The organism is Desulfitobacterium sp. THU1 (assembly GCF_038181555.1).
GTDB lineage: Bacteria > Bacillota > Desulfitobacteriia > Desulfitobacteriales > Desulfitobacteriaceae > Desulfitobacterium.
In genome coordinates this window covers 301,918-328,654 of sequence record NZ_JBBWUA010000001.1, presented here as the reverse complement: position 1 = coordinate 328,654, position 26,737 = coordinate 301,918, and the positions used below count along the sequence as shown (strand labels likewise).

Annotated in this window: 27 protein-coding genes and 2 pseudogenes; 5 read left to right on the top strand and 24 right to left on the bottom strand. The window is 40.0% G+C overall.

The features are described from left to right. Window positions 1-82: 82 nt before the first annotated feature. From AAC978_RS01495 to AAC978_RS01485, 3 genes are read right to left on the bottom strand one after another with little or no spacing between them, the layout of a single operon-like run. Window positions 83-418, bottom strand: a complete 336-nt coding sequence (locus tag AAC978_RS01495) for a cell wall-binding repeat-containing protein (RefSeq protein ID WP_341546188.1) — start codon at window positions 416-418, stop codon at window positions 83-85. Next, window positions 415-981 (bottom strand): ABC transporter permease, encoded by a 567-nt coding sequence (locus AAC978_RS01490; protein ID WP_341546187.1) that lies wholly within the window; start codon window positions 979-981, stop codon window positions 415-417. The genes AAC978_RS01495 and AAC978_RS01490 overlap by 4 nt, the downstream gene beginning before the upstream one ends. A gap of 23 nt (window positions 982-1,004) precedes the next feature. Next, entirely contained in the window at window positions 1,005-1,190 is a 186-nt protein-coding gene (locus tag AAC978_RS01485) for a transcriptional regulator (protein ID WP_341546346.1), read from the bottom strand. On the opposite strand from AAC978_RS01485, the gene AAC978_RS01480 reads away from it, so the two are divergent. Genes AAC978_RS01480 through AAC978_RS16170 form a run of 3 tightly spaced genes read left to right on the top strand, consistent with a single transcriptional unit; the run spans window position 1,160 to window position 2,104 of the window. Then, the gene (locus tag AAC978_RS01480; RefSeq protein WP_341546345.1) at window positions 1,160-1,507 is read left to right on the top strand and encodes a DUF3102 domain-containing protein; all 348 of its coding nucleotides are present in this window, start codon (window positions 1,160-1,162) and stop codon (window positions 1,505-1,507) included. The two genes, AAC978_RS01485 and AAC978_RS01480, sit on opposite strands and share 31 nt — an antisense overlap. A 35-nt stretch (window positions 1,508-1,542) precedes the next feature. Further along, entirely contained in the window at window positions 1,543-1,809 is a 267-nt protein-coding gene (locus tag AAC978_RS01475; protein ID WP_341546186.1) for a type II toxin-antitoxin system Phd/YefM family antitoxin, read from the top strand. Continuing rightward, window positions 1,799-2,104 (top strand): type II toxin-antitoxin system RelE/ParE family toxin, encoded by a 306-nt coding sequence (locus AAC978_RS16170; RefSeq protein WP_445900266.1) that lies wholly within the window; start codon window positions 1,799-1,801, stop codon window positions 2,102-2,104. The genes AAC978_RS01475 and AAC978_RS16170 overlap by 11 nt, the downstream gene beginning before the upstream one ends. Before the next feature lie 147 nt (window positions 2,105-2,251). Here the strand turns inward: AAC978_RS16170 and AAC978_RS16165 are convergent. Further along, window positions 2,252-2,620, bottom strand: a pseudogene (locus AAC978_RS16165) (helicase-related protein); the annotation flags it as partial. 93 nt (window positions 2,621-2,713) lie between these two features. Beyond that, complete coding sequence (locus AAC978_RS01465; RefSeq protein ID WP_341546184.1) at window positions 2,714-3,403, bottom strand: hypothetical protein; 690 nt, start codon at window positions 3,401-3,403, stop codon at window positions 2,714-2,716. 60 nt (window positions 3,404-3,463) lie between these two features. Between AAC978_RS01465 and AAC978_RS01460 the strand changes: the two genes are divergently transcribed. Further along, window positions 3,464-3,682: a DUF3102 domain-containing protein gene (locus tag AAC978_RS01460; protein ID WP_341546344.1), complete on the top strand. Its 219-nt coding sequence runs from the start codon at window positions 3,464-3,466 to the stop codon at window positions 3,680-3,682. Between the two features lie 1,247 nt (window positions 3,683-4,929). Here the strand turns inward: AAC978_RS01460 and AAC978_RS01455 are convergent. The 10 genes from AAC978_RS01455 to AAC978_RS01410 all read right to left on the bottom strand — a co-directional run bounded on the left by AAC978_RS01455 (window position 4,930) and on the right by AAC978_RS01410 (window position 16,319). Beyond that, entirely contained in the window at window positions 4,930-7,119 is a 2,190-nt protein-coding gene (locus tag AAC978_RS01455; protein ID WP_341546183.1) for a ThiF family adenylyltransferase, read from the bottom strand. Next, complete coding sequence (locus AAC978_RS01450) at window positions 7,116-8,210, bottom strand: hypothetical protein (RefSeq protein WP_341546182.1); 1,095 nt, start codon at window positions 8,208-8,210, stop codon at window positions 7,116-7,118. Before AAC978_RS01450 ends, AAC978_RS01455 begins: the two co-directional genes overlap by 4 nt. Beyond that, a complete protein-coding gene (locus AAC978_RS01445; RefSeq protein WP_341546181.1) occupies window positions 8,210-8,890 on the bottom strand; it encodes a hypothetical protein in 681 nt (226 codons plus the stop codon). Before AAC978_RS01445 ends, AAC978_RS01450 begins: the two co-directional genes overlap by 1 nt. A 173-nt stretch (window positions 8,891-9,063) precedes the next feature. Next, the gene (locus tag AAC978_RS01440; protein WP_341546180.1) at window positions 9,064-11,421 is read right to left on the bottom strand and encodes a S8 family peptidase; all 2,358 of its coding nucleotides are present in this window, start codon (window positions 11,419-11,421) and stop codon (window positions 9,064-9,066) included. A gap of 20 nt (window positions 11,422-11,441) precedes the next feature. After that, the gene (locus tag AAC978_RS01435; protein ID WP_341546179.1) at window positions 11,442-12,536 is read right to left on the bottom strand and encodes an AAA family ATPase; all 1,095 of its coding nucleotides are present in this window, start codon (window positions 12,534-12,536) and stop codon (window positions 11,442-11,444) included. Window positions 12,537-12,963: 427 nt separating this feature from the next. Beyond that, on the bottom strand, window positions 12,964-13,056 hold the full coding sequence (locus tag AAC978_RS01430; protein WP_341546178.1) for a VanZ family protein: 93 nt from the start codon (window positions 13,054-13,056) through the stop codon (window positions 12,964-12,966). A 4-nt stretch (window positions 13,057-13,060) separates the two neighbouring features. After that, window positions 13,061-13,405 (bottom strand): VanZ family protein, encoded by a 345-nt coding sequence (locus tag AAC978_RS01425; protein ID WP_341546177.1) that lies wholly within the window; start codon window positions 13,403-13,405, stop codon window positions 13,061-13,063. Between the two features lie 24 nt (window positions 13,406-13,429). Then, window positions 13,430-14,422 (bottom strand): UDP-glucose 4-epimerase GalE, encoded by a 993-nt coding sequence (gene galE / locus AAC978_RS01420; RefSeq protein ID WP_341546176.1) that lies wholly within the window; start codon window positions 14,420-14,422, stop codon window positions 13,430-13,432. 118 nt (window positions 14,423-14,540) lie between these two features. Then, complete coding sequence (locus tag AAC978_RS01415; protein WP_341546175.1) at window positions 14,541-15,023, bottom strand: YwgA family protein; 483 nt, start codon at window positions 15,021-15,023, stop codon at window positions 14,541-14,543. Window positions 15,024-15,026: 3 nt separating this feature from the next. Beyond that, window positions 15,027-16,319, bottom strand: coding sequence for an HD domain-containing protein (locus tag AAC978_RS01410; protein ID WP_341546174.1), 1,293 nt, complete (start codon window positions 16,317-16,319; stop codon window positions 15,027-15,029). A 321-nt stretch (window positions 16,320-16,640) separates the two neighbouring features. Here AAC978_RS01410 and AAC978_RS01405 point away from each other — a divergent pair, with 321 nt between their 5' ends. Then, a complete protein-coding gene (locus AAC978_RS01405) occupies window positions 16,641-17,567 on the top strand; it encodes a DUF3102 domain-containing protein (RefSeq protein ID WP_341546173.1) in 927 nt (308 codons plus the stop codon). Here AAC978_RS01405 and rfbB read toward each other — a convergent pair. The 9 genes and pseudogenes from rfbB to AAC978_RS01360 all read right to left on the bottom strand — a co-directional run bounded on the left by rfbB (window position 17,557) and on the right by AAC978_RS01360 (window position 26,569). Beyond that, window positions 17,557-18,540, bottom strand: a complete 984-nt coding sequence (gene rfbB / locus AAC978_RS01400; protein ID WP_341546172.1) for a dTDP-glucose 4,6-dehydratase — start codon at window positions 18,538-18,540, stop codon at window positions 17,557-17,559. The genes AAC978_RS01405 and rfbB overlap by 11 nt on opposite strands. After that, on the bottom strand, window positions 18,537-19,412 hold the full coding sequence (rfbA, locus tag AAC978_RS01395) for a glucose-1-phosphate thymidylyltransferase RfbA (protein WP_341546171.1): 876 nt from the start codon (window positions 19,410-19,412) through the stop codon (window positions 18,537-18,539). The genes rfbB and rfbA overlap by 4 nt, the downstream gene beginning before the upstream one ends. A 145-nt stretch (window positions 19,413-19,557) precedes the next feature. Continuing rightward, window positions 19,558-19,895: pseudogene (locus AAC978_RS01390) on the bottom strand (NAD-dependent epimerase/dehydratase family protein); the annotation flags it as partial. Window positions 19,896-20,199: 304 nt separating this feature from the next. Continuing rightward, window positions 20,200-22,113: a cell wall-binding repeat-containing protein gene (locus AAC978_RS01385; RefSeq protein ID WP_341546170.1), complete on the bottom strand. Its 1,914-nt coding sequence runs from the start codon at window positions 22,111-22,113 to the stop codon at window positions 20,200-20,202. 794 nt (window positions 22,114-22,907) lie between these two features. Further along, window positions 22,908-23,399: a fibronectin type III domain-containing protein gene (locus AAC978_RS01380; protein WP_341546169.1), complete on the bottom strand. Its 492-nt coding sequence runs from the start codon at window positions 23,397-23,399 to the stop codon at window positions 22,908-22,910. An 8-nt stretch (window positions 23,400-23,407) separates the two neighbouring features. Beyond that, window positions 23,408-23,704, bottom strand: coding sequence for a hypothetical protein (locus tag AAC978_RS01375; RefSeq protein WP_445900265.1), 297 nt, complete (start codon window positions 23,702-23,704; stop codon window positions 23,408-23,410). 180 nt (window positions 23,705-23,884) lie between these two features. Further along, the gene (locus AAC978_RS01370) at window positions 23,885-24,694 is read right to left on the bottom strand and encodes a S8 family serine peptidase (RefSeq protein ID WP_341546168.1); all 810 of its coding nucleotides are present in this window, start codon (window positions 24,692-24,694) and stop codon (window positions 23,885-23,887) included. A 21-nt stretch (window positions 24,695-24,715) separates the two neighbouring features. After that, window positions 24,716-25,171 carry a hypothetical protein gene (locus AAC978_RS01365; protein WP_341546167.1) on the bottom strand — a complete coding sequence of 152 codons (456 nt, stop codon included), beginning with the start codon at window positions 25,169-25,171 and terminating at the stop codon, window positions 24,716-24,718. A 297-nt stretch (window positions 25,172-25,468) separates the two neighbouring features. After that, window positions 25,469-26,569 (bottom strand): TolC family protein, encoded by a 1,101-nt coding sequence (locus AAC978_RS01360; RefSeq protein ID WP_341546166.1) that lies wholly within the window; start codon window positions 26,567-26,569, stop codon window positions 25,469-25,471. Window positions 26,570-26,737 lie beyond the last annotated feature (168 nt).

The following is a 26,737-nucleotide window of genomic DNA, read 5'->3' as shown; positions in this document are numbered from 1 at the left end:
CACAACAGCCTTTTATTTATGTATGCCTAGAAACCTGGCCACTCTGATTTGAGCGACCAGGTTTCTTCGATTTTGCCGAAGCCTAATGCTCTAACAACTCATGAATTTTCTTTTCTAAACTCACACTGACGGCTTCTGCATTACCCACCACCGTAGCACCGGAAATATACCCCTTATTGTAAAGCAAGGAATAGTTTACAGCGGATGGAAGGCTGCTTTGCGGGACGGTAACCACGAATCTTCCATTTTTGGCGCCTAGGGCCGCAGCCATCAAGGCATCGGCCTTAGGTTGCCCATGACTCACATCTTTGGGTGAGACTTGGCTTGAGGTGATATATATCGGTGCTTGCTCGGTAACGAGGTTTTGTAGGATGATCTGCTGGGTGCCATACCGGTCCGCTCCCCCCCAGCGCTTCACCGCATACTTAGCCTTGAGCTACCTAAAGACACGCTTGCGGCGACTCCAAAAATGCTACTGGCAAGCAGCGAACCTCCCCAACCCAACAAAATCCCGATGAGACCGCCAGATATTTCCTCCATCGACTCGAGAATCTCCGCCTGATTGGTAATATTAAAATCATTTTCCTGACCGTCTTGAAGCTTATGGGCAGTCTGCAAGGCATAAGTCACCTGGTTTTGGGCTTCTGTCATCAGTTCAGCAGTTTGAACCTCGATATAGATTTGGCGCACGCTCTTGCTCCCCACCAAACGTGATTGCACTGAAGAGATGGGAGCAAAGATCATATCATCATTATTGGTCATTCCCGAGGAGCCTTGACTTACCGTGACTCCAATCACTTTGTAAGGAACATTGTTCAGCTTAATATTTTTACCGATGATTTCCCCGTTGGCATCACCCATGAGATTCTCCACCACAGTCGGTCCCGAATGTTTTAAGAGAGCGTTAAAGAAAGACCCCCGAAGAAAAATCTCCGAAGGCCTTTGCCTGTGGCGAACGCTAACTTGTCCAAGAATAGACAACGTTGTCTATTCTTGGACAAGCCTTAATTCGGCAACCTATCCATATAATCCCCTCTAAGGATGGGAATCATCTCCGACTTAAGGGGCTCCTCAATATCCTTGAGCCTTTTATCATCCATGTTCAGGACATCTATCGTATCGATATGAAGCTTATCAGCTAACTCTTTAGCCGTAAGATATTGATTTTTCCTTAACTCCTTACCCGACATCCCTTGCCACCGGCACTCGGACACAGGTTCTTCCCAATCTGACTTACTCCAAGGCCCTCCTCCTCTTAGGTATCCCCGAAGATGAGCGGGCAGATTTCGTCGCAGAACTGAAGATCGAAGGCATGACAACCTTGGAGCTACAAAAAGTCGTAGCCGAAAAGAAAGAGGCCTTACAAGAAAATATTTTAATAGCTCTCCGAGAATTAAACCAACCTTCACAGCCATTCGATAGAGTAAGAAACGGGGCATTTTCGTCTTCCGGTGTCCGGATCACGAAATACACACTTCCTTTACTTTATAGCAAATTCAAGATATAATTATATCATAAAATTGATATCAGGAGTGTGGGACTATGATAATAAAACCATCAGCGACATTGCGGAATGAATATTCTACGATTTCAAATCTGGCAAAGGAAACAAAAGAGCCTATATATATTACAAAAAATGGTGAGGGAGATTTGGTTCTCATGAGTATTGATGCTTTTGAAAAAAGGGAACAGATTTTGCAGCTTCGTGCCAGAATTTTGCAGGCTGAGCAGGAAAGAATCAGCGGAGCGGAAACCCTCAGTATTTCGGAAGCGAGAAGAAGATTAAGGGAGCGGGCAAATGAAGTGTAATATTGAAATTCTACCTTCTGCCTGGGAGGATTTAAAAAGGATTGAGGATTATTATCAGATACAGTTCGATTTGCCAACTTCAATTAAGGTCAGTGACAATATCTTAAATACTATAGAACGGTTGGAGGATTTCCCAGATACAGGTTCTATGACACCTGATGCGTGGTTGAATGAGCAAGGCTTTCGTATGGTTATTTGTAGAAAGCATATTGCGATTTATCGTAGGATTATGGATGTCATCTATATTTACCATATCGCTGATACCCAGACAGACTACACGAAGTTGTTTTACTAAGGGCCTTAGCTTCATAATCATAGCATCAATCTTTTCTTCCACTGTTCCTTTAGTCACGAATTTGTGCACCATGACATTCTTAGTCTGACCAATCCGAAACGCTCGATCTGTGGCTTGATTTTCAACGGCTGGATTCCACCATCTGTCAAAATGAATCACATGATTTGCTGCAGTCAAATTCAGTCCGACACCCCCAGCCTTTAGAGAAAGCACCATATAAGGAATGTAATGCTCGCCATTAAATTGTTCAACCATTTGATTGCGTTTTTTTACTGGGGTACCCCCATGTAAGACAAGGCCCTCTTTTAAAAATATGCTCTTTAAGAAATCTGAGATCGGCTCGGTCATCTCTCTAAACTGTGTAAATACAAGGACTCTCTCTCTTTTTTCATAAATCGTTTCACATATTTCTCTGAGCTGTTCAAACTTGCCACTGTTTTCCGGCTTATATTCCTCCCTGCCCAGATACTGGTCAGGATGATCTCTGCACAGGATGCCAGCCCCTTCATAGATCACAATCTCTTTTAAGAAGGTGTACGCTTCCTTGCTAGTGAGTTTCAGCGGCGCAAACAGCTCACCGCTCTCTAGCAATTCCGAGATGAAGCTACTTTACTCTGCTGCCTTGATGACCGTTGCCATGAGCGCAAGCAGCGTCTTATCATCCCCTTTAAACTCCACCAAGGCATTTTTCAAAGGGGTATGTACTGCTTTTTTACTTTTAACTGGTTTTGTTGAATAAGTGGCCATAAAAGCAAAAGGGTACTGCTCTTCCTTATTTTCAACTAGGTGGAAAAACACTCTTCCTACGACATTGATATTGGAGCTATACTCCGCAAAATACCTGGAGACTGTACCTTCATACGTCCTGATTTCCATCCTGAAAACTGCTAGCAGTTTCTCCCATATCGCTTGAAGCCAAGTGGCGTCTACATACTCCGCCCCAACAACAAAGGGCACCTCTTCTATTAACCTATCTAGCTCTTCTTCAATTAATTCAACTTGTACGGACTCCCGACTAAATTCAAGATCAGACTGCTTAGATATTTTTTTAATTAGTAAATCTGCAATATGATAAAGATATTCAATTGCAGGTGAAAACCACTTTTCCTTTTCTAAAAAGCCAAGATGAAATAAGGCTATGTACTTATTTACTTCAAATTGTCCGATCCATTCATTAAGGGGATATTGCTGATCTATCTGTAGCTTATCTATGTCGTCTGGCGTTTCCTCAATTACAAAACCTTCCGGAGTGAAGTATGCGTTTAATTCTCTTGCTTTTTTTGATTTTACTAGTGACATGTAATTTTAACCCCCGTAAATATACTACTGTTCTCATCCAAGCATACATTAGGCACATAGCTGAAGGAATCCGTCAACTTCTCACAAAATAAGGCCGAAGAGCTGATGCGCATCGCCACCGCCTACGGCCCCCTACACCCTGAATCCCTTGACACCGGCACTCGGACACAGGTTTTTTCCAATCTGACTTACTCCAAGTCCCTTCTCTTGTTAGGCATCCCCGAAGATGAGCGGGCAGATTTCGTCGCTGAACTGGAGATCGAAGATATAACTACCTAGGAGCTGCATAAAGCAGTAGCAGAAAAGAAAGAGGCCTTACATGAACGAGACCAAGCCCAAAGAGAAAAAAAGACCTTCCTAGTAAAAGCCTGCACCTACAATGCCCTGATAAATTTCGTTAAATTTCTGCACTGTAAAGTGTTCTGTTTCCGAACAATTAACCTGTAAGGGGTTATCACAGCCTCTTAGAGTTAATACATGAGCGACCAAGACAATATCAAGTGAATCTATGTGTAATTTTAGTAGTTCATTTGCAATATTAAGTGCTTTCGGAAAGTCCACTATTATGCCTTCCCAACGCTGGATAATTACATATTATCCTTTGTTCATTAGGTTTACTAGAATCGGCATAAAAGGCTTTGACTTCACCCCTTTCAAAGAGGATTGGTAGCCCACCCAGCCTTTTTAAGTGGTACAAAGCAATTATATCATGAACTTCTTATAATTTAGATATTTAAAAATATTATCAACTAACGACCATTTGAAGGAACCTTGGTCGTTCATTAGAGTGGCTAGGTATAAGTCTTCTGTCGATCATCCTGCGGAGATTCAGCCGTGGAGCAATTCACTAAATAGTATTCACTTATAAATTTACTAGCCACTATTGTCTATTTCGATTATTCCGATAAAGGAAAATGGCTTTGTAGTCTCTTTTACAGATTTCGATTTGCCTATAGTCCCTGCATTCTGAAAAAACCGTCTCTAATTGCTCCTTGTTTCGTTTAATTGTTATGTCATTATTTCTGTTAAGGATCTCCAAACAAATATAAAGTATTTTTCTTTTTGGATAGTACTTCTTACCGACTTTTAAAATTTGAATCAAGTAATATAAAAAGACAGATATGCTAATAAGCACTAGAATAGACTTTAAAAGAGGGTTACTTTCACTATCAATAAGCATTGAAAACATACATATCAGAATTGCAACTATAATACCAATTGATCCCCAAAGGTAGCCAAAGTCTATCGAATTTAGATCTGTTCTCAATAAGCTTTTAAGCTTTTTAATATCCTCATGGGTATTCATAATATTTCGGTTTTCTTGATACTGAGCAAACTCTATTTCAGTCTTCTCATAAACTTCCTCAAGCGGACCTTCAAAGTGTTTTCTTTTAATGAGTCCCTCGATGTGCTCTACGAATTCATCGTATCCTATGTTGTTAATATCTAATGACCTCCACTCCTGTAAAAATCCTTAACACGTTATATTGAGAGATAGTTTCACTCGATAAGACTGAAAGAAGGTGCTAAATCTCCTCAATATATACAGAGAAATGCGTTTCTCCAACAATCACCATACATCCGGGGCAACTTTGAGTTGCATTATAGTCTACTATTGATTTCATTAGTGTTTTATCATCTTGGCTTTGTTCAGTAGAATCATTAGGATGGGAATGCCACTCACCCACATAACCTAAGTTTCCTGCTGTAATATCCTCAATTCTTCTGATTTTTTGCAATAAGCCTTTAGATCCTCTTATATACGAATACGGGGACTCAATACTATCTTCTGGTGAAGATATAAAGTCCACGATATAGCAAATCTTTCTCTCATAATCGTAAGAACCGATTAGTACTCCTCCAGTTTCGCAAGGGAGTTTCCTTTTCCTGTTAACATAAAATTTAGTTTCAACCTGATGTGCAACTTTTATTGTCCAGTTACTATAAGTATAATTTTTATATGGCTCAGCTGAGTATATTTTTGAATCAATAGCTAAACCATCTATTTTCCAAATAGCAATAAGTCCCTTAAAATTATTAGCAGCATCTTTGATTGCCTTGGAACAAAGTCCTGAAAAAATTGCCATATTGTCTTGCGGATACTTTAGACTAGTGCTTCTACAACTGGAAGAATAGATGACCCGTCGTTCTGACTTTAGGTGATCAAAAAAATACTTCGGATTGTTTTTTAATAGATTATAATATTGCATCTCTAAAATATCTAACGTGATTTCTCTGCCTTCATCTTCCAGTAGCATTACCGCACAAGACCCAGATGGATTCATGAAAAAACTAACACATCTTGTATTCCTCGCAAGTTCATGGCATACATAGCGTTCAACCGCAACAGAAGCCGATGTGTCTATGAGCATTTTAGCATTTCCTATAGCATCCGAATAAGCACTTTTACTTTCTGGAGATAGAATATTGGTTTCCATAACTGCGTTTATACAAGAATCCGCTTTATCGGGGAATATACTTTCAGCATATAAGCTCATCGACTTTGCCTTATTTTGGCCAATGTCCGCAACATTAAGACAATGCCTAGATAAGTTATGAGGATATACCACATCTGGATCGATATAGGTCCATTTTCCATATCCAGACCTAATACAGTTATTTGCAATCTGAGATCCAAGAGCACCTACACCTATTTGGACGAAGTTACTATCGCAATTAGCATCTTTGGCTTCATTGAGAACCTGAGCAAAATTGCGATTTAAGTGACACAGTACCTCATGTTGCATAATCATTATTTCATGTGCATTTACCAAATTATGCTTCTTTACTAACTTAGCCCCTTCCTTATAGTATCCAAAAGCCTGATATAAAGTTTGGAAGGTTGTTTCAATTGTAAAGGCTTTAAATTCAAGATGCTCAGGATCGACCTCAGGGGATCGTGCACGCGATATGGATACCAGTAGCATTATAGAACAATTCTTGAGCTCAGTTTCTTTTTGCTCAAATAACAGCATATACTCTTTGGGATTCTGCTTAATTTCCCAAATAGGTAATATACATTGGTCTATTTCTTTCAGGATATCCTCACCAAAGGCATCATTTAGTCCAAGTAAAGTTTGTGGTAGGCTGTTGATTATATTGTCAATATAGTGTTTTTTAATATCAATGCGCAAATAAGCAAATAGCTTTCCTCTTTCGGTTTCTTTGAGGGGGATCTCAGTTAAGAGCCTCCCAGATGATGTTGTAATTTCTTCAAAGCGAATGAACGGGAGTTTATTGGTATGTTCATTTACATTAAGTATCACAGATTCGCGTACTGACGGGAAGAATGGCTCTAAAGGCTGATCAGGCTGGTGCAACTCGCCACGTGCCGTTTTTGAAAACCAGTAGATGATTCTGTTGATAAACATGCTTGCGTTGAACATGTATTTTATATCGTGAAAAGCTACATCAAATAAACATAGGGTTTTATCGCCGTTCTCATAGACATTTAGGTGTGGAACGACAGGGAAATCTTGGCGGCAAAATACCTCCGGAAGGCAATCATCAATTATCTTTATTTTGATGCGTTCGATAGCCTTTACTGGAAAGACAGGATATTGGGGCAATTCGATTGCTATAATATCTACCTCTAACAGCTCCCATCCATGTTCCGGTGCGGTGCTAATCGAAATGACTTTCCCAATTCCGGTACGCTCCAGAGAGAATACAATCTCCTTTGAAAACGCAAGCTGTAAAGACGCTAATGTGTTCATAGCTCGTACCCGGCTCTCGGCGCAGACTTTTTGAGATAAGCCGCTTGAATATTCTCTGATTTAAGGGTAATGCCCAACTTGTCGATTTCAAAAACAATCGGCGTAGGTTTACTACTTTCCAGCGACGTATGTTCCATCGTTACCATTAATTTCACATCAGAGGAAGTATAAAATTCATATGCCCTTTTTGCAATTATATGCGGCGGAGAAGTTTCTTCAGTAATTTTCACGCATGATGCCACCATCATTGCATTCTGTTGTGCCTGCTGCAAAATCCACTGGACATTCTCTGTGGGAGTAATCCTGAATGTATCTTTTTCTTCCTTCTTATTAAGTCCAGTATGGCTGCAATGATGAGGTATATCATATATATCCCAAATCAAGTAATCTTCGTTCCCATTCGCTTTTGAGATATCTACAATCTTATCAAGGATTTTATATGGAGTATCACCTGTCATTAGAATATTCGTTTTCCTATCATCGTTAAACAATCTTATCTGCAACACAATAGAGGGATCGTTCTTATCCTGCACTTCTTCGCTATCCTCTGAAAAAGGCGCATGAACAAAAACCTGCACTTCATCTTCTGCGCCCTCAATTTCAATGATTTCGCCTGCATGCACAACCAAGTGTTTAATATCATCGTATTCAATTTCATGCGCTTCCAGCCATGATGAAAGACTATCAGGGGCTGCAAATATCTTTATCCCATAGCCTTCTTTTAAGCGATATTGGGCTTCATTTCTGATAATTTTCGCATCGGCACCATTTTCAAGATCGGTTTCTAAAAGAAATGCAGACGAAACCCATAATTCATTAATTTTTGCTCTATCCTCAGATTGATATTTAATGGCGTGATCAAGGTAGAAAAAATCGCTTGCACCTTTTGTATGGTCATCATGAGCATGAGAGAACATTACAACTTTAAATTCACTGATTCCAGACAACTCCTGCTTTATATCTATGCGCTCATCCGTAGCCGACCCATCATTCATAGCAGCATAGTCAAATAGAAACTTATCTTCATTGGACAACTCTAGTAAGCAAGTTTCAGCATTTCCAAGTGGGTAAAAAGTAAGTTTTTGACTCATTATTTAGCCTCCTGTTTTTTTGTTTTTGAAATATCAACAGCAATCACCGTGTTGACGAAACGATTCATCTTAACGTGCGTGGAAATATTTGTTATTACCACCATTACTAATAGTGTAAGAATTAAACGCCAAGAAAACAGCACAGAACCATTGAATATAAATAAGGAAATAATATAAAGCATAACAAATTCTAAGGTTTCAATAAATAAATCCCGGCAAAGCAAAAAATCCTTCTGTGTTTGCATGATAGCCGCATCTTCCTTGTGCTGACTATAAATCTTATACCAATTGGTATTTTCATAATGGAGTTTCTCCTTTTTCAGCGATGGCATATTTTCTATAATAGTAGAATAGAGAGAAATTGCATCATAACTCAAAAATCGATCATCATTAACTTCTTTATTAGAAATACGTGTAAAAATGGTTTGTCCAGCTCGTGGTATGAAAAATAAACCGACTAATTTATCTTTTAGACTACTACTTATTAACGAATCACCAAGAAAAACTATGAGAGATAATACCCCTGAGATAGCGACACCTTCCGAAATAGATATTATTATCTTATAGTCGCTTTTTATTGTTTCAGGAATTTGCTCAAAGATCGGAGTGCACCAGAGTAAAAATAATAGAGAATATGCAACTAGTAGATACTTCATTTCTTTTGTTCTATAATCTTTCAAATAATCACTCCCCAAAGAATTAACGGATGAATTGATTAGCTAGCTCGGCGAAGAGCCTACTCCTTACGAATACAGTGAACAAGATTAATGAGAGCGATCAAGAAAAATAGTATTATTACATCGCAAGGTTTACCTCGCGCCTCCAAATAATTTCCATAAAGCCTCTGCTATTTTTAGTTGCGAACTGTAACATCTGTTTGTAGCTTGATGTTGTTGTGCCAGAAGTTATATTCGTTTAGCTTTTGGTTTGTTTCATTATATACAGGCTTTGTTCCTGTCGGGTCCTTGATTGTTACAATGAGACAGAACTCTTGGCTTGGTACAGTACCTTCCATTTGAGACTTAACTTCGATGTGATCTCTGTAAAGGCCTTTTATATACAAATACCAATTCTTATCCTTCGTCAAGTACTTTAGTTGATTGCCATCAGTCATTTCGGACAGATCAACTGCATACTTCTTCACAGGATAGTATTTATCCCCATATTTAATCAGCAGTCTTTCTTTCAAAGCAAATTCATCAGTATTGCTTCTCATTTTTTTCTTACTATAGTAGTCTTCGAGAAGCACATTTTGAGAACCATCACGCCCTACTGGATTAAGAATATTCTTTATAGATGTATCCCTGTCTTTCTTAGCATCATAAGTCCCCATTTTAATATCCAAATTAGATTGGCAATACTCTGCTCTCTGTGTTGAATCCAAAATAGGGTTATAAACCAAGGTCACAATGATTTGTCCTGTATAATAATCTCCATCTACAAGACAGTCAGGCATAGGAAAGTCCATCATATCTATGTACGCACCCTTTGCAATTTCATCACGTAGAATCAGGGTTACTTCATGAGGTGAATTATATAGGATATCCCTTACAGGCTGTGGTTTCCCAAAGCCTACTTGATTAACTCTTTCTGTTACTGGAACAGTGAGATTTTCTGAATAGCTTGCAGAGTGAACCATCAAAGCCTTAATTAACAATGGATCAAACTCTTCCTCCATTTCTTGATGTAAACCTGCTGCAAGCGCTGCAATGCGAGGTGTAGAGTAGCTTGTCCCCACTGATTGGCGGATAGCGCCATCCAATCCGAATGATTTAACTCCTGTTGTAACCATCCTTCCTGCAACATCCACACCCGCGTTTCCACCATAATGCACTACTTCAGGCTTAATAATATAAGATGGCCCTCGTCCTATACGAGTAAATGGAGATGGATTATCAACCTCGGCCAAATCCAATGAAGATTTTTTATGTGCGATAGATCCGACCACTATGGACCTTACACTATCAGCACCTTGATGAATCCTTCCCTTTGGATGGCCCGTCTTAAAATTTTTGCAATTTCCTGCAGATTTACAGATTAAAACTCCGTATTGATCCTGTAGAGCATCCAGCGCAACAGCAAAATCAGAAAAACTATAGTTATCCACTTCATTGATTATGCTGATTGACAGATTCCATACTTTCACATCTCTATGGTGAGCTTTAACTGCCTCTTGAATATTTCGAATTAACTCATCTTCTTTGATGCCCTCCTTATCAGCATCTGGGTAAACACATGCATCCAGAACTTTGACACCCTCAGTACCGACCCAATTCTCACCCTCTAAGTGATCACCATAGACAACTACTCCAGAAACAAAAGTTCCATGATCCCTTTTTACATAGGGTTCTGGATATGCAGTATATCTTTCTTCTGCAAGCCATGGTTTTAGATGAGGGATATCTGCTATACCATTATCCAAGATTCCTACAGTTGCATACTTTTTTCCTTCTTTAGGAGTTGAAATGCTAATCGTTGCCTCGTCTTCTTCCATATCTAGAGCAATTGCATACTTTGGCATAGGTTCGATGGAAAAAATAGCTTCAAAGATTTCATTTTTATTAAGCGTCATAAACTTATCAAGATTAATGCCTTTGACATTATAGACCACATGACTTGGTGTATAATTGGTCCTGATTACTTCGTGCCCCATTTGTTCCATTAATCTTTCAAAGTAATTTCTAACGGCTGTATTTTGCTCATAGTTTTGAAAATCAATGAGTTTAACTTTGTAGTCAACAGGCTCGGCATTTTTGCTCTTGCTAATTATTGGCTCGAAGCCAGATATGCTGTCAATAGCAGATAAAGCATGTGAATATCGCTGAGTATTCTTCAAACGTTCAAGGATTTTATCGACTTCTCGAGAGTCATCTACTTTGATTATCAGTTCATCTTCATCAGCTAACCCCAATACATTATTATCTGTACCAGTCCTAAATAAGTTGCTTACTTCACGTCTATGTGTTTTAGCAGCTGCATCATCAATAATTTTCGTCTTAAAAACGACTGGAATTAAGGAGTTTTCTCTTTCCCTCTTCAACACTTCCGATTTAAACTCCTGAATCACATCCACAAAGACTCTGGACTTAATCTTTAGTTCTTCAGGACTTAATACAAATTTTGGTGGTTCCCCTCCGCCACCAGCTTCCACTCTCATATTGTCTACTTCTCTTTTAGCAAAAAACTTAATGGGTAATCTTTCATCAGCCATTTTCTATGCCTCCCTTCATTTTACTCTGGAGAATTTGCTACCTCTCTCACCTTTCTAATCGAAAAATCATAATTATCTGTTATTTCCTTTTGTGTCACTCCATATTGCAGTAGGTATTTAATGAAGTCATTCTCACTGATAATCTTATGCTTTCTGTATAAATAAACCTCCTGTAGCATATCCCAATTGTGGGTTGTATCTTTTTTATTAATAATGGATTTCTTTATTGCGTTATTTACTACGGTCTTAACATCTGCATGACTAATGCCATCAAAAGCAGCTGCCAGCATCTCCAGTTTCTTTTCATTATCCATCACGTTACTGTTTATATTTCTTGTATGCAGCTTTATCAGTTGCATGATCTCTTCTTTGTTAGGCTTCTCTAATGTAATGATCTTTGAGAATCTTCTCCAAACTGCTGGGTCCAATAATTCGTGATGATTGGTTGCTGCAATTAAAATACTGTTTTGGCTAAAATCATCAATGTTTTGGAGCAAGCTGTTCACAACCCTTTTGAGTTCTCCTAGTTCATGCTTGTCATCCCTAAGCTTTGCTACAACATCAAACTCATCAAGGAACAGAATACAGTCCCTTTTTGAAGCATAGTCAAATATCTTTCTGATATTTTTTGCTGTGCTTCCTAGGAGCGATGAGACCAAGCCATCAAGTCTGACGGTCACAAGCGGTAACCCCGTCTTATATGCTACAAATTTTGCTACCGTTGTTTTACCACACCCTGGTGGACCATACAAAAGCAAAGAGCTTACCATTTCAATTCCAGCTCGTAAAATCGCGTCCCTTTGACTATAGCCATTAATAAATTCATCGATTTCTTCGAGAATATAAGGCTTCAATATCGGCACCTCAAATGATTTATCCGGTATAAAGATATCCACCATATCCATACGGCTTTCAGAATCCACCGGTTTAGTGGAAAAATCATCTAAAGAGGCCATTCTAGTTTTCTTATTCACCAAAAGAGATCGTATTTTCTTGGCTAGAGAAACATCACCAGATTTTTCTAGGTTTTCTGCTAGAACCTGGGCATAATTATACACCTTCTCCTTATCACCAATCATTCCGCCCTCTATAATTTTCACAATCTCTGTGTACATTTTTCATTCCTCCAGACACATATATCCTAACCCTTCAATGCATGTCCCGTCAATGTATTTGTTATTTATATTCCATATTTGTTATTTTGATTCATGCTTTTGTAATTTTAAGTTGTATTTTCGTTTCGTTAAACAAATCATTATATGTCCCTCAAAGACAAAAACAACCAAGAGACCCCTTCAAAAAAGGCCTCTTAGTTGACTCTTTTACTCTCTCGGTATGATGTGTATCACTGATTTCTATTCAGGTGTGAGTGGTAAAATAAATTGATCAGTTTTCGGACAGCAACACTGATCAATTTATAAATTTCGTCTTCTTTTTCCTTTGCCATATATTAGGTAGTGGCATTTCCTCCTAACCTGCTTATCCATTGAATATAATACGCACTAGCCATAGATATTCCTTTATGCTCTCGTATAGATCAGCCTATAGAAAGACCACACCCACAATGGCTCCCCCACTGTCGAGCAGCACATCTTTAATCTGACCGCTACGCCCCGGCACAAAGAGTTGATGCACTTCATCACTGGTAGCATAGAGCGCACATATCCCCAATAGCGAGGACAATTTGCCCCAACCCGTTGATACCACTTTTTCTCAAAGCATTCATAGTCAGCACACTAAGAACTAAATAAGACAGGAAGTGGGCTGATTTCCGAACAATAAAATTAGATTGGAGAGAATCGGCATTAAATCCTGGAAAGGCCATTGCAATAACACCATAGAGCCTCTCGGCAATTCCTTGACTCAGTTCATCAGACTGCGATGCCACTTGATCTGACAGATAAAATACCAGGCCCATCCAAAACAAAACCGCCGTCCAGGATAGTATAAGGATCAATCTACTTTTCGTTTTTCTATCTCTCATTTGCTTCTATATCCTAATCAAAAATCATTTCTCATATCCATGTGGATGCTTTTGATGCCACTCCCAGGCTGTCTTTATGATAGTCTCTAAATCACTATACCGAGCTTGCCACCCCAGCGTTTTTTGGATCTTCTCTACCTTAGCCACTAAGACATCCGGATCTCCAGCTCTTCTGTGAGCCTCAACCACCGGAATATCCATGCCGGTAACTCTCTTGGCCATGTTGACCACTTCTCGCACAGAATACCCTGCCCCTGTTCCTACATTGTAAGCACCGCACGCTACTCCTTGATCTAAGGCCTCCAAGGCACGGATATGGGCCTCTGCCAAATCTAAGACATGGATATAATCCCGGATACAGGTCCCATCAGGAGTGTTGTAATCAGTGCCAAGAATTGAGATCGCCTCTCTATGTCCTAGGGCCGTTTTAAGGATCAGCGGGATCAAATGGGTCTCCGTTGTATGATCCTCCCCCAGAGAGCCATCCAAAGCCGCTCCTGCGGCGTTAAAATAACGTAAGGCTACCCACTTTAACCCATAAGCCTGCTCCAACCAATAAAGGGATTGCTCAATCATAAGCTTAGAAGCTCCATAAGGATTAATGGGCTCTGTCCCTGATTCTTCCGCTATGGGGGTTACCTCAGGGTTCCCATAAGTGGCAGCTGTCGAGGAGAAGACGACTTTATTTACACCACACTTAAGCAAAGTACTCATAAACCGATTTGTCTTGGCTACATTTTCTTCAAAGTACAAATCCGGCTTTTGCACGGATTCCCCCACTAGGCTCCGTGCGGCGAAATGAATCGCTGCGCTCACGTTTTCCTTCTTTATAATGTTTGAAACAAGGCCATCATCGGCTATATCTCCTTGATAAAAGGAAATATTCTTACTCACAGCCTTACGATGTCCGGTGATTAAGCTATCCAGCACCACAGGCCCATACCCTGCTTTAGACAAAGCCTGAACGGTATGGCTGCCGATATACCCTGCACCGCCTGAAATTAGAATCTTCTTCATGCTTCACCTCTTATATATGGGTCAATAAAGATTTCCTTTGTATGAGTATAAGGCCCAGCCGCTTGATGATGCGGCTGGGCAAGATTCATATTGAACCATTTTGGATGCTTTGGCGAATCTAATTCAGATTTTGCTCATAGTATTTCACAGCTTGATCAATTAAATCCTTCAAGTGAGGCTTGAGGTCAACAGCCTTATTCCTTGCTGATTCTTTCTCATAACCAGATTCCAACAAGAAAATATAAGTGCTTAACATCTCTAAGAATTGCGGGCTCTCGTTATTAAGTTTCAATAGTAAATCATCATTTACGGCAACTTCCTGGCCCTTTTTTATTTGCTTACTGAACTTTCTTCCTTCATCGGTTATCTTATATTCATATGTTCCGTTCTTTGTGATTTCTTCCAATAAATTATGTTGAACCAAAAAATCAATTTCCTCCTGTAATTGAGCCGAATATGGTCCGTAATGATGATAGCTATATTTATATGGTGCATCCATACCATCATTCTCTAGAATAAATACGATTTTCTGTATTTTTTTCCTGCCTTTAATATCTGTTTTTGAAAAGATCTCTAATAAATAACCTGCACCCTTAAACATAACTTATCCCCCTAAAAATTTTTTATATTCTTCAGGCATGAACATTCTGTTGATTTTTATCCCTTCGTTTCTTATTTGATTAATGATTTTTGATTTATTGGTTAATTCAATACCATTTCCTATTTTATCAAACAAAAAGATTTGTTCCGAAGCTTCTCTTTCGCTTTCCTCAGCTTTCGGTTTTTGGGAAATATAGTAATCTTTATAGGTGCTGCTAGTTGCTTCATCCATCAATAAATAATAGTCTGTCGGTATCCCCTTTTCCCCAAATATTTTAACGGCCTTTGCCCAAAATTCAAATAAGTTACCATCAAACTGAATTTCTTTAAATAGCTTCCTGTTTAAGAGTCTATTACACAAGTCCGTCAAAATCTCATCATTGCTCTTAGTCCATAAAGAAAAATAATGCAATATAGTACTTTCAGTGAGATTAAGATAATTATTCAAGGTATCATGAACAGAAATCCTTTGAATAATTTCTGACAGGTCCTCAGGTAAGCCGACTTTTCCTTCCCTATCTAACTCAGCAGCCCGCTGAAATATTTTATCGATAATTAGCTCTGCACTTCTTGTTGCCCTGTGGAAATAAACATTTACATACATATAATATCTCGCCATAATAAAATCTTCAGCAATACTAAGTCCCTTATTTAGATCCAACCCGAATTCTGTATCTCCATTAACTTCTCCGATTCTTAGGCAATTAATCAACCATTCTAAATCAAATGCACCGTAACCTGCTCCGGAAAACTTAGAATCCCTTATAAGATAATCGATACGGTCTGTATCCAGTTGACTTGACAAGAGTTTCACTATCGCCTTTGATTCATGGGTTCTGTGAATAACCTCTGCTACCTCTCGAGAGAAGCCTGTCTTGTAAGACTCTAAAACAGATTTTATCTCTGTATCTCCAGTAATGATTTCAATTGTCCATGTCTCATGTTTAACTTTTGTAGTTTTTTCGAGCGCATGAGAAAATGGTCCATGGCCAATATCGTGTAATAAAGCTGCGGCTAACGCCAGTATACGGTTTTCTTTAAGTTCATCAATATATCTGAGATCGATATTTTTTAATGTGCAAATTTTATCAATAAATCTCTTGGTCAAGTGGACCACGCCTAACGAGTGCATAAATCTAGTGTGTTCTGCACCAGGATAGGTAAAGGATGATAACCCTAATTGTTTAATATGTCGTAGCCTCTGAAATTCTTTGGTATCAATTAAATCAAGCAAAACTTTCTCACTGATCTTATCAAAAGAAATGATATTATGTACTGGGTCCCTGAAGGTTTTCATAAAAATCCTCCAAACATATGTTTGCTCTAGAGTAATCTTCTATAACAAATCAAAAATCCCTTCATGTTTTAGATAAAAGTCTTAAATCCCTTAACCGCCTTCTCCATAAACCCCCGGATGGGGGACAATTCCTAACCTCCCGGCGAACATTTGCATATTGAGATTCCCTTGACTCCTTTGCAAGCAGTAGCTCTAGATGTTAACTCCAAAATCTTACACGTGTACGATTTTCACCGGACAAGCTACTCTTTGCTTGGCACACTTATCCATCTTCTTCAGCATATCTTATGAGTGAAGTATAAAAAAAGAGGAGCTTACACTATGTCAGATATAATCATCTACGATCCGGCCATGACAGAGGCCCCCTTGGCAATGGAGCGAACACCTCAGGTCATCGCCGCGGAAATCAATACTATTAAACATCAAGCCGGGAGGATCCTGCTTTATAGTTTCATCGAGATCGGCAAACGCTTGCAGGAGGCCAAGGCCCAAGTTAACCATGGTGAATGGGGCACATGGCTTAAGGAATCCGTCAACTTCTCACAAAACAAGGCCGAAAAACTGATGCGCATTGCAACCGCCTACGGCCCCCTACACCCTGAATCCCTTGGCACCGTCACTCGGACACAGGCTCTTCCCAATCTGACTTACTCCAAGGCCCTCCTTCTTTTAGGCATTCCCGAAGAAGAACGCGCTGATTTCGTCGCTGAATTAGATATTGAAGGCATGACTACCCAACAGTTGCAAAAAGCAGTAGCAGAAAAGAAAGAGGCCTTACGGGAACGAGACCAAGCCCAAAGAGAAAAAGAGCTGGCCGTTGAGGCCGGAAAAGAGAGTAGCCAAAAAATTGAGAAACTCACACAGGTAAACCAAGAATTGAAAGCGCAGGTGGCCGAAAATATAAGCCAAATCAATCGGTTAACCGTGCAAAATCACTCTCTAGAGCAACAGGCTCAAAGCAGCAGTTCTGTTAACTCTGGAGAGGGGCAGAAAGCCATGAGAGAAAGTGATTCTATGCCCAACACTAACTTGGAAAATCAGATCATGAAGTCTGAAGAGAAATACATCTCTTCTCGGGATCAACTGCTCAGGGCATTTGAAGCTATTTTAATAGCCCTCCGCGAATTAAGCTTTAAGAGTCCTGAGGTGAAAGAGAAACACCGCGAGGCGGCCCATACAATGATGCAAAACCTGACCAATCAACTTGAAGTGTACCCGCCTATACCAACCTTCACTGTTATTCGATAGGGTTGCTGAGAATCCGTTGCCACCATGCCTTATTGTCAAGATACCAACGAATAGTCATCCGAATTCCTTCGTCGAAGGCTGTGGATGGCAACCAGCCCAGATCATGCTGTATTTTCGAGGAATCTATGGCATACCTCAGATCGTGTCCTGCCCGGTCTTTGACGAATTCGATACGGCCACGCCCCAACTCATGGATGATTGTTTCAACAACCTCAAGATTGGTCCGTTCATTATGCCCCCCGACATTATAAATCTCGCCTTCCTTTCCGTGTCGGATAATCAAATCAATTGCCGAACAATGATCTTCGACATACAGCCAGTCCCGCACATTTTCCCCTTTGCCATATACAGGTAGCGGCTTATCATTTAAGGTATTGGCAATCATCAGAGGAATAAGCTTCTCGGGGAACTGATACGGTCCGTAGTTGTTTGAACACCGGGAAATGCTAACAGGCACCTTGAATGTGCGAGAATATGCCATTGTAAGCAAATCTGCGGAAGCTTTGGAAGCTGAGTATGGCGATGAAGCATGTATTTGTGTTTGCTCGGTAAAGAAAAGGTCGGGGCGGTCGAGGGGAAGGTCTCCATATATCTCGTCAGTTGAAACCTGATGAAATCTTTCAACACCAAAAATGCGGCAAGCATCCAGAAGCACTTGTGTACCTATAACGTTTGTGGTGAGGAATAAAGCCGGATTTTCAATTGAACGATCTACATGGCTTTCTGCAGCGAAATTGACTACGATATCCGGTTTCTCAGACTCAAATATAGGGTAAATAGCTTTTTGATCCGCAATATCAGCCTTTATAAATTTAAAGGCAGGGCTGGACATTACGCTTTCTAAGGTTTCAAGATTTCCGGCATATGTGAGCAAATCCACACAGATTATGCTATCCTCAGGGTGTTTTGCAAGTTCATAAAAAATAAAATTGCTGCCGATAAAGCCGGCACCACCGGTAACCAATATCTTCATATTATTTTCCCTTCCGTAACATGCTTCAAGTGGAGGCCATAGGGAGATTTTCCATAGGCCTCCGCATGTTTAATAAGGGCATCCTTTGATATCCAACCATTTCTGTACGCCACTTCCTCCAACGCCGCAATGATAGTACCGGTCCTATTTTGCATCACCCTGACAAATTCCGTTGCATCTGCCAAACTTTCCATAGTACCTGTATCCAACCAAGCATAGCCGCGTCCCAGCGTTATCACATTTAAACTTCCATCGTCCAAATACATACGGTTCAAATCTGTTATTTCAAGCTCGCCTCTTGCCGAGGGTCTAAGCTCTTTAGCCCATTTTGATACTCGTTCGTCGTAAAAGTACAGACCGGTCACACAATAATTACTTTTTGGCTTTACCGGCTTTTCCTCTATAGATATAGCCTTTCCTTTACCATCTATCTCCACCACTCCGAAACGCTCCGGGTCGACGACATAGTAACCAAATACTGTAGCCCCATGTTCCCTTGATGCGGCCTCCCGCAAGCTACTCACTAAGCCTGCACCATAGAAAATATTGTCGCCTAAAATCATGGCGCATCGTTCACCTGAAATAAATTCTTCGCCTATAATAAACGCCTCGGCTAGTCCATGAGGTGAAGGTTGCTCAGCGTAGCTGAGCGATAAGCCGTAATCACTGCCATTGCCTAGAAGACGTTTGAAATTCGGCAAATCCTGTGGAGTGGAGATAATCAGAATTTCTCGTATTCCTGACATCATAAGCACAGAAAGCGGATAAAAAATCATCGGTTTATCATATATCGGTAAAAGTTGCTTAGATGTTACTTTAGTTAGGGGATAAAGACGAGTTCCATTTCCTCCCGCTAGAACAATTCCTTTCATCACATTTCCTCCTAACCCGCTTATATCCATTGAATAAAAAACGTAGTAGCCCCAACCAAAGCAGAACTGCTGCCCATGATAGTATAAGAATTAATCTTCTATTCGTTTTTCTATTTTTCATTTGCTTCTCTATCCAAATCCAAAATCATTTCTCATAAGGATGTATTTTATGCCATCCCCATCCTGAAGAGATGATAGTCTCCAAATCACTATACCGAGCTTGCCACCCCAATATTTTTTGGATTTTATCTACTTTAGCCACTAAGACATCCGGATCTCCTGCTCTTCTGGAAGCCTCAACCACCGGAATATCTATGCTGGTAACTCTCTTGGCCATGTTGACCACTTCCCCACTGAATACCCTGCCCCTGCTCCTACATTGTAAGTACCGCACGCTGTTCCTTGATCTAAGGCTTCCAAGGCACGGATATGGGCTTCTGCGAGATCTAAGACATGGATATAATCCCAGATACAGGTCCCATCAGAAATACAGATCCGGCTTTTGCACGGGTTCCCCCACTAGTCTCCGTGCGGCAAAATGAATCGCTGCACTCATGGAGTATTGCATTCTTCAATTGATTCACATAACCCTTGTTATTTGCGAAACTTCTATGCATGTATTCTAACCTCAGACTACTTTTTATGAGTCGAGAATTAACAATAGTATATATAGCAGTTTTTTCGATATCCATGGGCTCTTAGGCAGCTAGGTGCTATCGTTTGTATTGGTCGGCATCATAGCATGCAAATGTATGTCAACGTCTTCTGACTTTAAGTTGTAATGATATTAATTTTGATAATCTACTGAATCTAAAAAGAAATCTTTGTCTATTAATTGATCATAATACCCACGAATCGGACTATAATCCTCAGAGGCATTTCCTTCAAGAAACAATCTAGTCAGCCGCGTCATACCCTTAATCGGGGCATAATCCTTGATGTTGTTATATCCTAAATCCAGATAGGTCAAGCTAGTAAGATTCGATAGAGAAGTAATGCTTTCTAAATTATTAAAAGATAGGTCTAAGTACTTCAAGTTCTTTAACTGCTGCAAGGGAGCGAGCGCAGATGATTCAAGATAATTATTGCGCAAATCCACAGACTTTAGATTAGTGAACATTTCCAAACCGGTAAGATCCGAGATCCCGCATTCTTTGACATCGAGATGAGTAATACTCAAGACATCACTTCGATAAATCGGCTGGGTAGAATAAGGTTTATCTAGTAAATATTTAAGAGCCCATAAAAAATTTGAATCTTTGATCGTAATCGCTGTATCCTCTGATACTTTCAGTGTCAGAGTAGTCTTCAGATTGGTGTCCCCGACAGTTCCTGTAAATGTATAGGTACCAATTTTATTTAACATGCTAACCGTAGGGCTAGAGCTCCAAATGACAGGATACTGTTTAATGCTTTGATCGCTAAGGGTAACGACTACAGAGTTCGGCAAGCTATAGTGACTACCCTGGATGACTTCCGCTGTGAACGTATCCGCTTTGCCAAGCAATGGTTCAACGATGAGCTCTAACTCTACAGTAGTGTAATATCCTTCAATCTGACCGCTATAATAGTACGTTCCTGCCCTTTGAGTAGATACATTACCCAGATTCCAAGTTACCGGCACTTCTTCCAGATTGCCCCTGCTTGTTTTAACTGCAACAGTCTTCGGTAGGTTATAGGTTTGTTGCTCTTTAACATTGACTCTTATATTTTTCACTTCAGCTATCTCTGCCGGTAAGGCTGCTAATTGATTAATCGTACTCGCGGGAATAATTCCTTCGCCACCAAAAATTATCATCTGGTTTATTACTTTAGATCTGAGATAATTTTGTGCCGCATTAGGAATTTGCTTCCCTTTCAATAAAATCAACGGATTATGACCTTGCTTAGCTAATGCTGCAGCACCAAGAGCGTCAGGGTAGGACTCACCCGTAGCAAAGTAAATCTTTGTTTGGTTGATTGAATCCTTGTAAAATTGGAGCAGAGCTATGTTGCGCGCATAAGCATCTACTCCCCCAATCCTTGTCGCTACAGGAAGCTGTGCCTCAATGGCCCTGGAAACCTCTCGTTCACTACCGACAATTACGATGTCGACATTTTTCATTCTACCAACATACTTTTTCAGGCTTGGTGTAAGCTCATCCTTAGGAACAAGTAGAATAGGCATCCCCTTGGACGTCGCGATAGGTGCTACAGCTAGTGCATCCGCAAATCCTGTTCCCGAAGTAACAAACACGCCTTGACCAGTTCCCACCTCTCGAGCCACCGCCTGGGCGGTATCATAGCGATCTTGCCCCGAGTATCTTCTTACAGATATACCCATGGAGGATATCTGCTTCTCAACAGAAGCCGAAATCACGCCGTTACCACCGACGATATACGCATTCTTAGGACTCAATCTCTTCAATTCGTTTAATATATCCGTGCTTAATCCCGAACGAGGAACAAGCAAGAGTGGCGCATCGTATTTCCCAGCCAAGGGTGCTGCACTTAATGCATCCGGATAATTCTCGCCGGTAGTAACAACTACTGCCTTGGATCCCGTAGGCCAGCCACTTTGGCTTGCTGCAATTGCTGTTTGATAGCGATCACTACCTGCAAGACGCGAACTCAATACTTCCGCATCCGCTCCCTGAACCATCATCAAAGTAAAGATCCATGCACTTGTTACTAGAATGGCTATCCTCTTCAAATTTAACAACAGAAAATCCTCCTTTAAATCTACATTTAAGCAATACCTAATTTAACATTATTGCAGTTATAGTATCTGATTTTGTGAAACTATTGGTATTATTTTCAGCTTCAACCTAATAATAGTAATACGTTCCTCCACTGAGGTCTTAATCCGTGTAATGAGTATACACGTTCGAATCTATCAATTAAATTATATCCTAATAAACAGATAGTTACGAGGATGTTTTTTAGGGATTAACGTTCCTCCCGCGTGACCGTTGCATGGATGCTCAGAAAACAATATGAATGTCTCTAGCCTACGGTCTTGGCTAAGAGTTAGCATCCCGTGCGTTACAAATACTCATGATAAAAAGTATTGTCAACTTTTTAAAGCATAAATATAAACCTCGAAAAAGCACTCGCATAAAGCAATAATCACAAAAAACCTAGCTGAAAAGCCAGGTCTTCAAAGGTCTACTTTAGCAGAGAATTTAGAAAATGCGTAATGAGGGATTAGTTAAATATGATTCTAAAACTATTTCTATCACGGATCTTTCTTTAATTAGAGATGCTGACCAAGTGACTAATAGGGGCTGATTGGAAAATGTAACTGACCAATGGGAAGGGTCCCCCCGTGAAGGAGTTGGGTCACTGCCCAGGTACCTCAGTGACATCATCTGTGTATGCCGACCAATTCCCTGCTATATCTTTGGCTTTAAGTCTAAACTCATAGTTTGTTCCATTAATTAAGTTACTGGCTTTATACGTATTTACACCTTTCAAGACACTAACGGTCAACCATCTCGTTGCTGTCGTTGCCTTTTATTCTAGCTGATATCCGCCAAGATCCTCTTCTATATTCGCTTCCCAAGTTAAGTACACACTTCTATCACTTGGCTCGGTCGTTAAGCCTGTGGGCTTATCTGGTGCGATTTGATCCTTCGGAATCGCGGTGACTAGCGCGGTGTAGTTCGACCAATTATCCTTTTGATCCTTTGCCCGTATCTTGAAGACGAATTTTATATTATGTTCTAATCCTTCAATCGTTGTGCTGGTTGTTTCTGCTTCGAGTGCCTGTGTCACCCAAGTCCTGGCCCCATATTTTTGATAAGCTAATTCGTAGCCTGCCAAGTCTATATCTGTATTTGCGTTCCTGGTAAGTGTTACCTCTTTATTCATCCCTAGGGAAGCCACCTTCAATCCTGATGGGATGCTAGGGGGCATTTTATCGACGGGGATTACAATCACCTGATTCGATGGACTAGACAGGTTCGACGAGGTATCCTTGGCCTTGATTTGAACGCTGTACGGCACTTCATTCGTTATCCTGTTACGGTGTAGGTTGTGACCTTCCCGACCGGAATCCCTATCCAGTCTAAGTCTTCTGCCGTTTTATACTCAAGCTGATATCCCGCAAGATCGGCTGCCCTTACTACTGTCCAACCTAAGCTTGCTTGTCTATCGTCGACTGAGTTGATCTTTAATCCTAAGGGAGTGGGTGGGTCTACATTATCAATCGGTTGGCCGCTTACTTCATTAGTATACTCAGACCAATACCCCCTTGAATTTTTTGCTTTAAATCTAAAATTATATAATACCCCATTTGTTAAATTATTCACTGCATAGTTTGTTATAGACTTACCTATACTGATAGACGACCATTTCGTAGCTGTATCTAGTTTGTATTCAAGCTGATATCCGCTAAAATTATACTATTGATTTGCAGTCCAGTTTAAAGAAATAGCTTTATCACCAACAGAACTTACAATAAAGTCCCTCGGCGAACTCGGTGATACGAATTATCTTAGTGTTTTCTCAGCGTTTAATAATCCATACCCGTAATGAAAATCGAAGCCTGGAGCCCCTAAATCTGTACTTGCTTCTTTTAGTGCCTCACTAAACTCTGCAGCAGTAATTGACGGCTTAATCGCTGATGCAAGAGCGGCAACTCCTGATACATATGGCGCTGAAAAAGAGATGGCATCTACATAAACGTAGTCATCACCATCATATATCCAATCTGCTGTCGTAAGAATACCACTTCCCGGAGCTGTCAGGTCTACCTTATCATTATACTGGGAGAAAGAGGAGCGAGAAAGGTTGCTATCAATAGATCCAACACTGAGAACGCCATTATAGGATGCGGGATAACTATAGTCTGATGTCCCACTGTTACCCGCTGATGCTACAACGATGCTCCCTTTTGCAATTGCATAAGCTATAGCGCTATTTTCTGCAGACGAGAATTCGTTGCCACCTAAACTAAGGTTAATTACATCACATCCCAGATTTGCTGCAAGATAAATAGCTTGAATTACATCAGAAGTGCTTCCAGTTCCATCGGACCATATTACACGCATGGGTAAAATAGCTACATTCCAATTAACACCAGCAACTCCTTTGGCGTTATTTGTTTGTGCACCGATGACGCCTGTTACATTTGTACCATGACCCGTAGAATCCCAATCACAATAATCATCAAAAATAAAGTCCCAGCCACTTCTAATATTTGCACCAGCAAAATCGGGGTGATTTCTATAAATCCCAGAATCAATTACAGCAACATATACCGAATCTGATCCCCGACTAATATCCCATGCGTTCGGCATATTAATAGCCGGCAAAGCCCACTAGTATTGATAATATGGATCCGAAGGAATAATTTGTGATATTTTTTTACCGTTTTCCTCAATAAAATCAATCAAACCTTTGATACGTTGTTCAAAATCCTGTAAGTCCACAAGTTTGAGTATAAAAGTCCGACTATATTTATACGGGCTTATACTCTCAAAGATTTGATTCATTGGTATATCGTCTTTGAATTTTATAATGTACTGTGTCTCACCGCTTGATAATGAATCCTCGATAAAATTACCCTCATCTAATGATTGACTTTTGTACAAAGGAACCCGAATACCAGGGTCTTCTATAATACTTTTAAGCTTTTCTTCACGTACCTTATCTAATGAACTAAAAGGATTCACATATAATCCTTGAGCATTCGCTACATCAGTATGAACAAAAGCAATAACTCCGCTTAATAATACTGTAATCACTAATGTCATAGCTAAATATTTCCTGAACATAAACTCAACTCCTATATAATTTATAATTATTTTAACCCCGTTCTCTGTCAATCTGTATTCATATATTCATGTATTCATGTATTCAACAAAATTATCTTATTTCCTCTATAATTAAAACCAGCTTGCATTCCAAAATACTCAGTATTTTAGTTTTTCGCCAGTGGGGAAAAGAGGAAACAAAAACAGACCCGCCACCCCAAAGGGCAACGGATCTTCTTTGCTGATTTTCTAATTTTGATGGGGAACGCTAACGGCTTCCTTCTATAAATTGGCTAAAGCTGATTTTCTGGTCGTGCACTACCTTGTAGCTAAAGAGTTACCCAGGATTAAGCCCTTTTTAGCCCATTGATAATTGTTATATGCGATAAAAAGTTCATCCTGTACAGTAGCGTATTTGTTTTGTACTGTCTGATACTGCATTTTTTCTTGCTCATACTGAATGGAAGAAACTATACCTAGTTTATTTCTCAGTTCCAGAATTTCACTATTGATTTTTGCTGTTTTTAAGTTAAGCTCTTCAGCTTCAAGAGCCCGCTGCTTGGTTTTAACATTCTCATAGAGCTCATAAAATGAGTTCTCAAACTGGCGGTATGCATCCCCTAACACATAATCATATTCATCCTTACTAGACTCAATGTCATAGCTGTTGTTCTGCGCCTCCAGAAAATCTGATGCCACATCGATCAGGGCAATCTCCTCAGCTTCTACTCTTGGATTCTCCCCGATTTCGATTTCCGCATCATATTCTTGGGCGAACGCTAGATTAAGTTGATGCTTTAGGTTATCGTGAGTATTTTGTAAAGCCTGGGTACTTGCATAAAGTGTCTTAAAATTATATTCAGTAGCATCAAGGTTTAGCTGAGAATCCATACCTAACTCGACTCTGATCTTCATTACTTCCATCTGCGTTTCCAGTAAGGTCATACTGGCCCGCAGTTCTTCAAGCTGTCTGCCTATCGAATTATAAGAGATGAATAAGGACTGAACACCTGCTACTATCTGATCTTTCCCTTTATCACCTTGTTGTTTTAAATTCTGAACATCGGGAAGGGAACCCATTTGAGAGCTTAGAGTACGCTTCTGGCTTTCCAGGAGAGCCAAAATTGCTTCATCTAATGTCGGATCAGCACCACTCACATGATCCGCAATATATCTTTGCTGCAGATCGGATATGGCATCCTCAGCAGCCTTGATAGCCTGACTGCCGCTATGCACACTATTATTGACATCATCAAAAGAATCTTCAATTTTTCGATATTGAGCATTATAAGTACTAACTTCTTCTTCAATCTGAGTAAACTCTAATCTTGGTACTTGAACTGTCTTATCGGTATCAGCAAATACTGTAGTAGGTATCATCATTGTAGCAACTAACAAAAATGCTAAGAACTTCTTCACAATATTTCCTCCAATCTAGGCAATGCGTTATCTCTCTTATTATATCTTACCTCGAGTGGATAGCTCAGTCAATATAACATCGTAAACATTTGAGCCATTCCTACTGAACGCCTCCTAGGAATGCTTTCTAAAATCCATTTTCCAATTGAATTTAATTGTTTAGCGAGT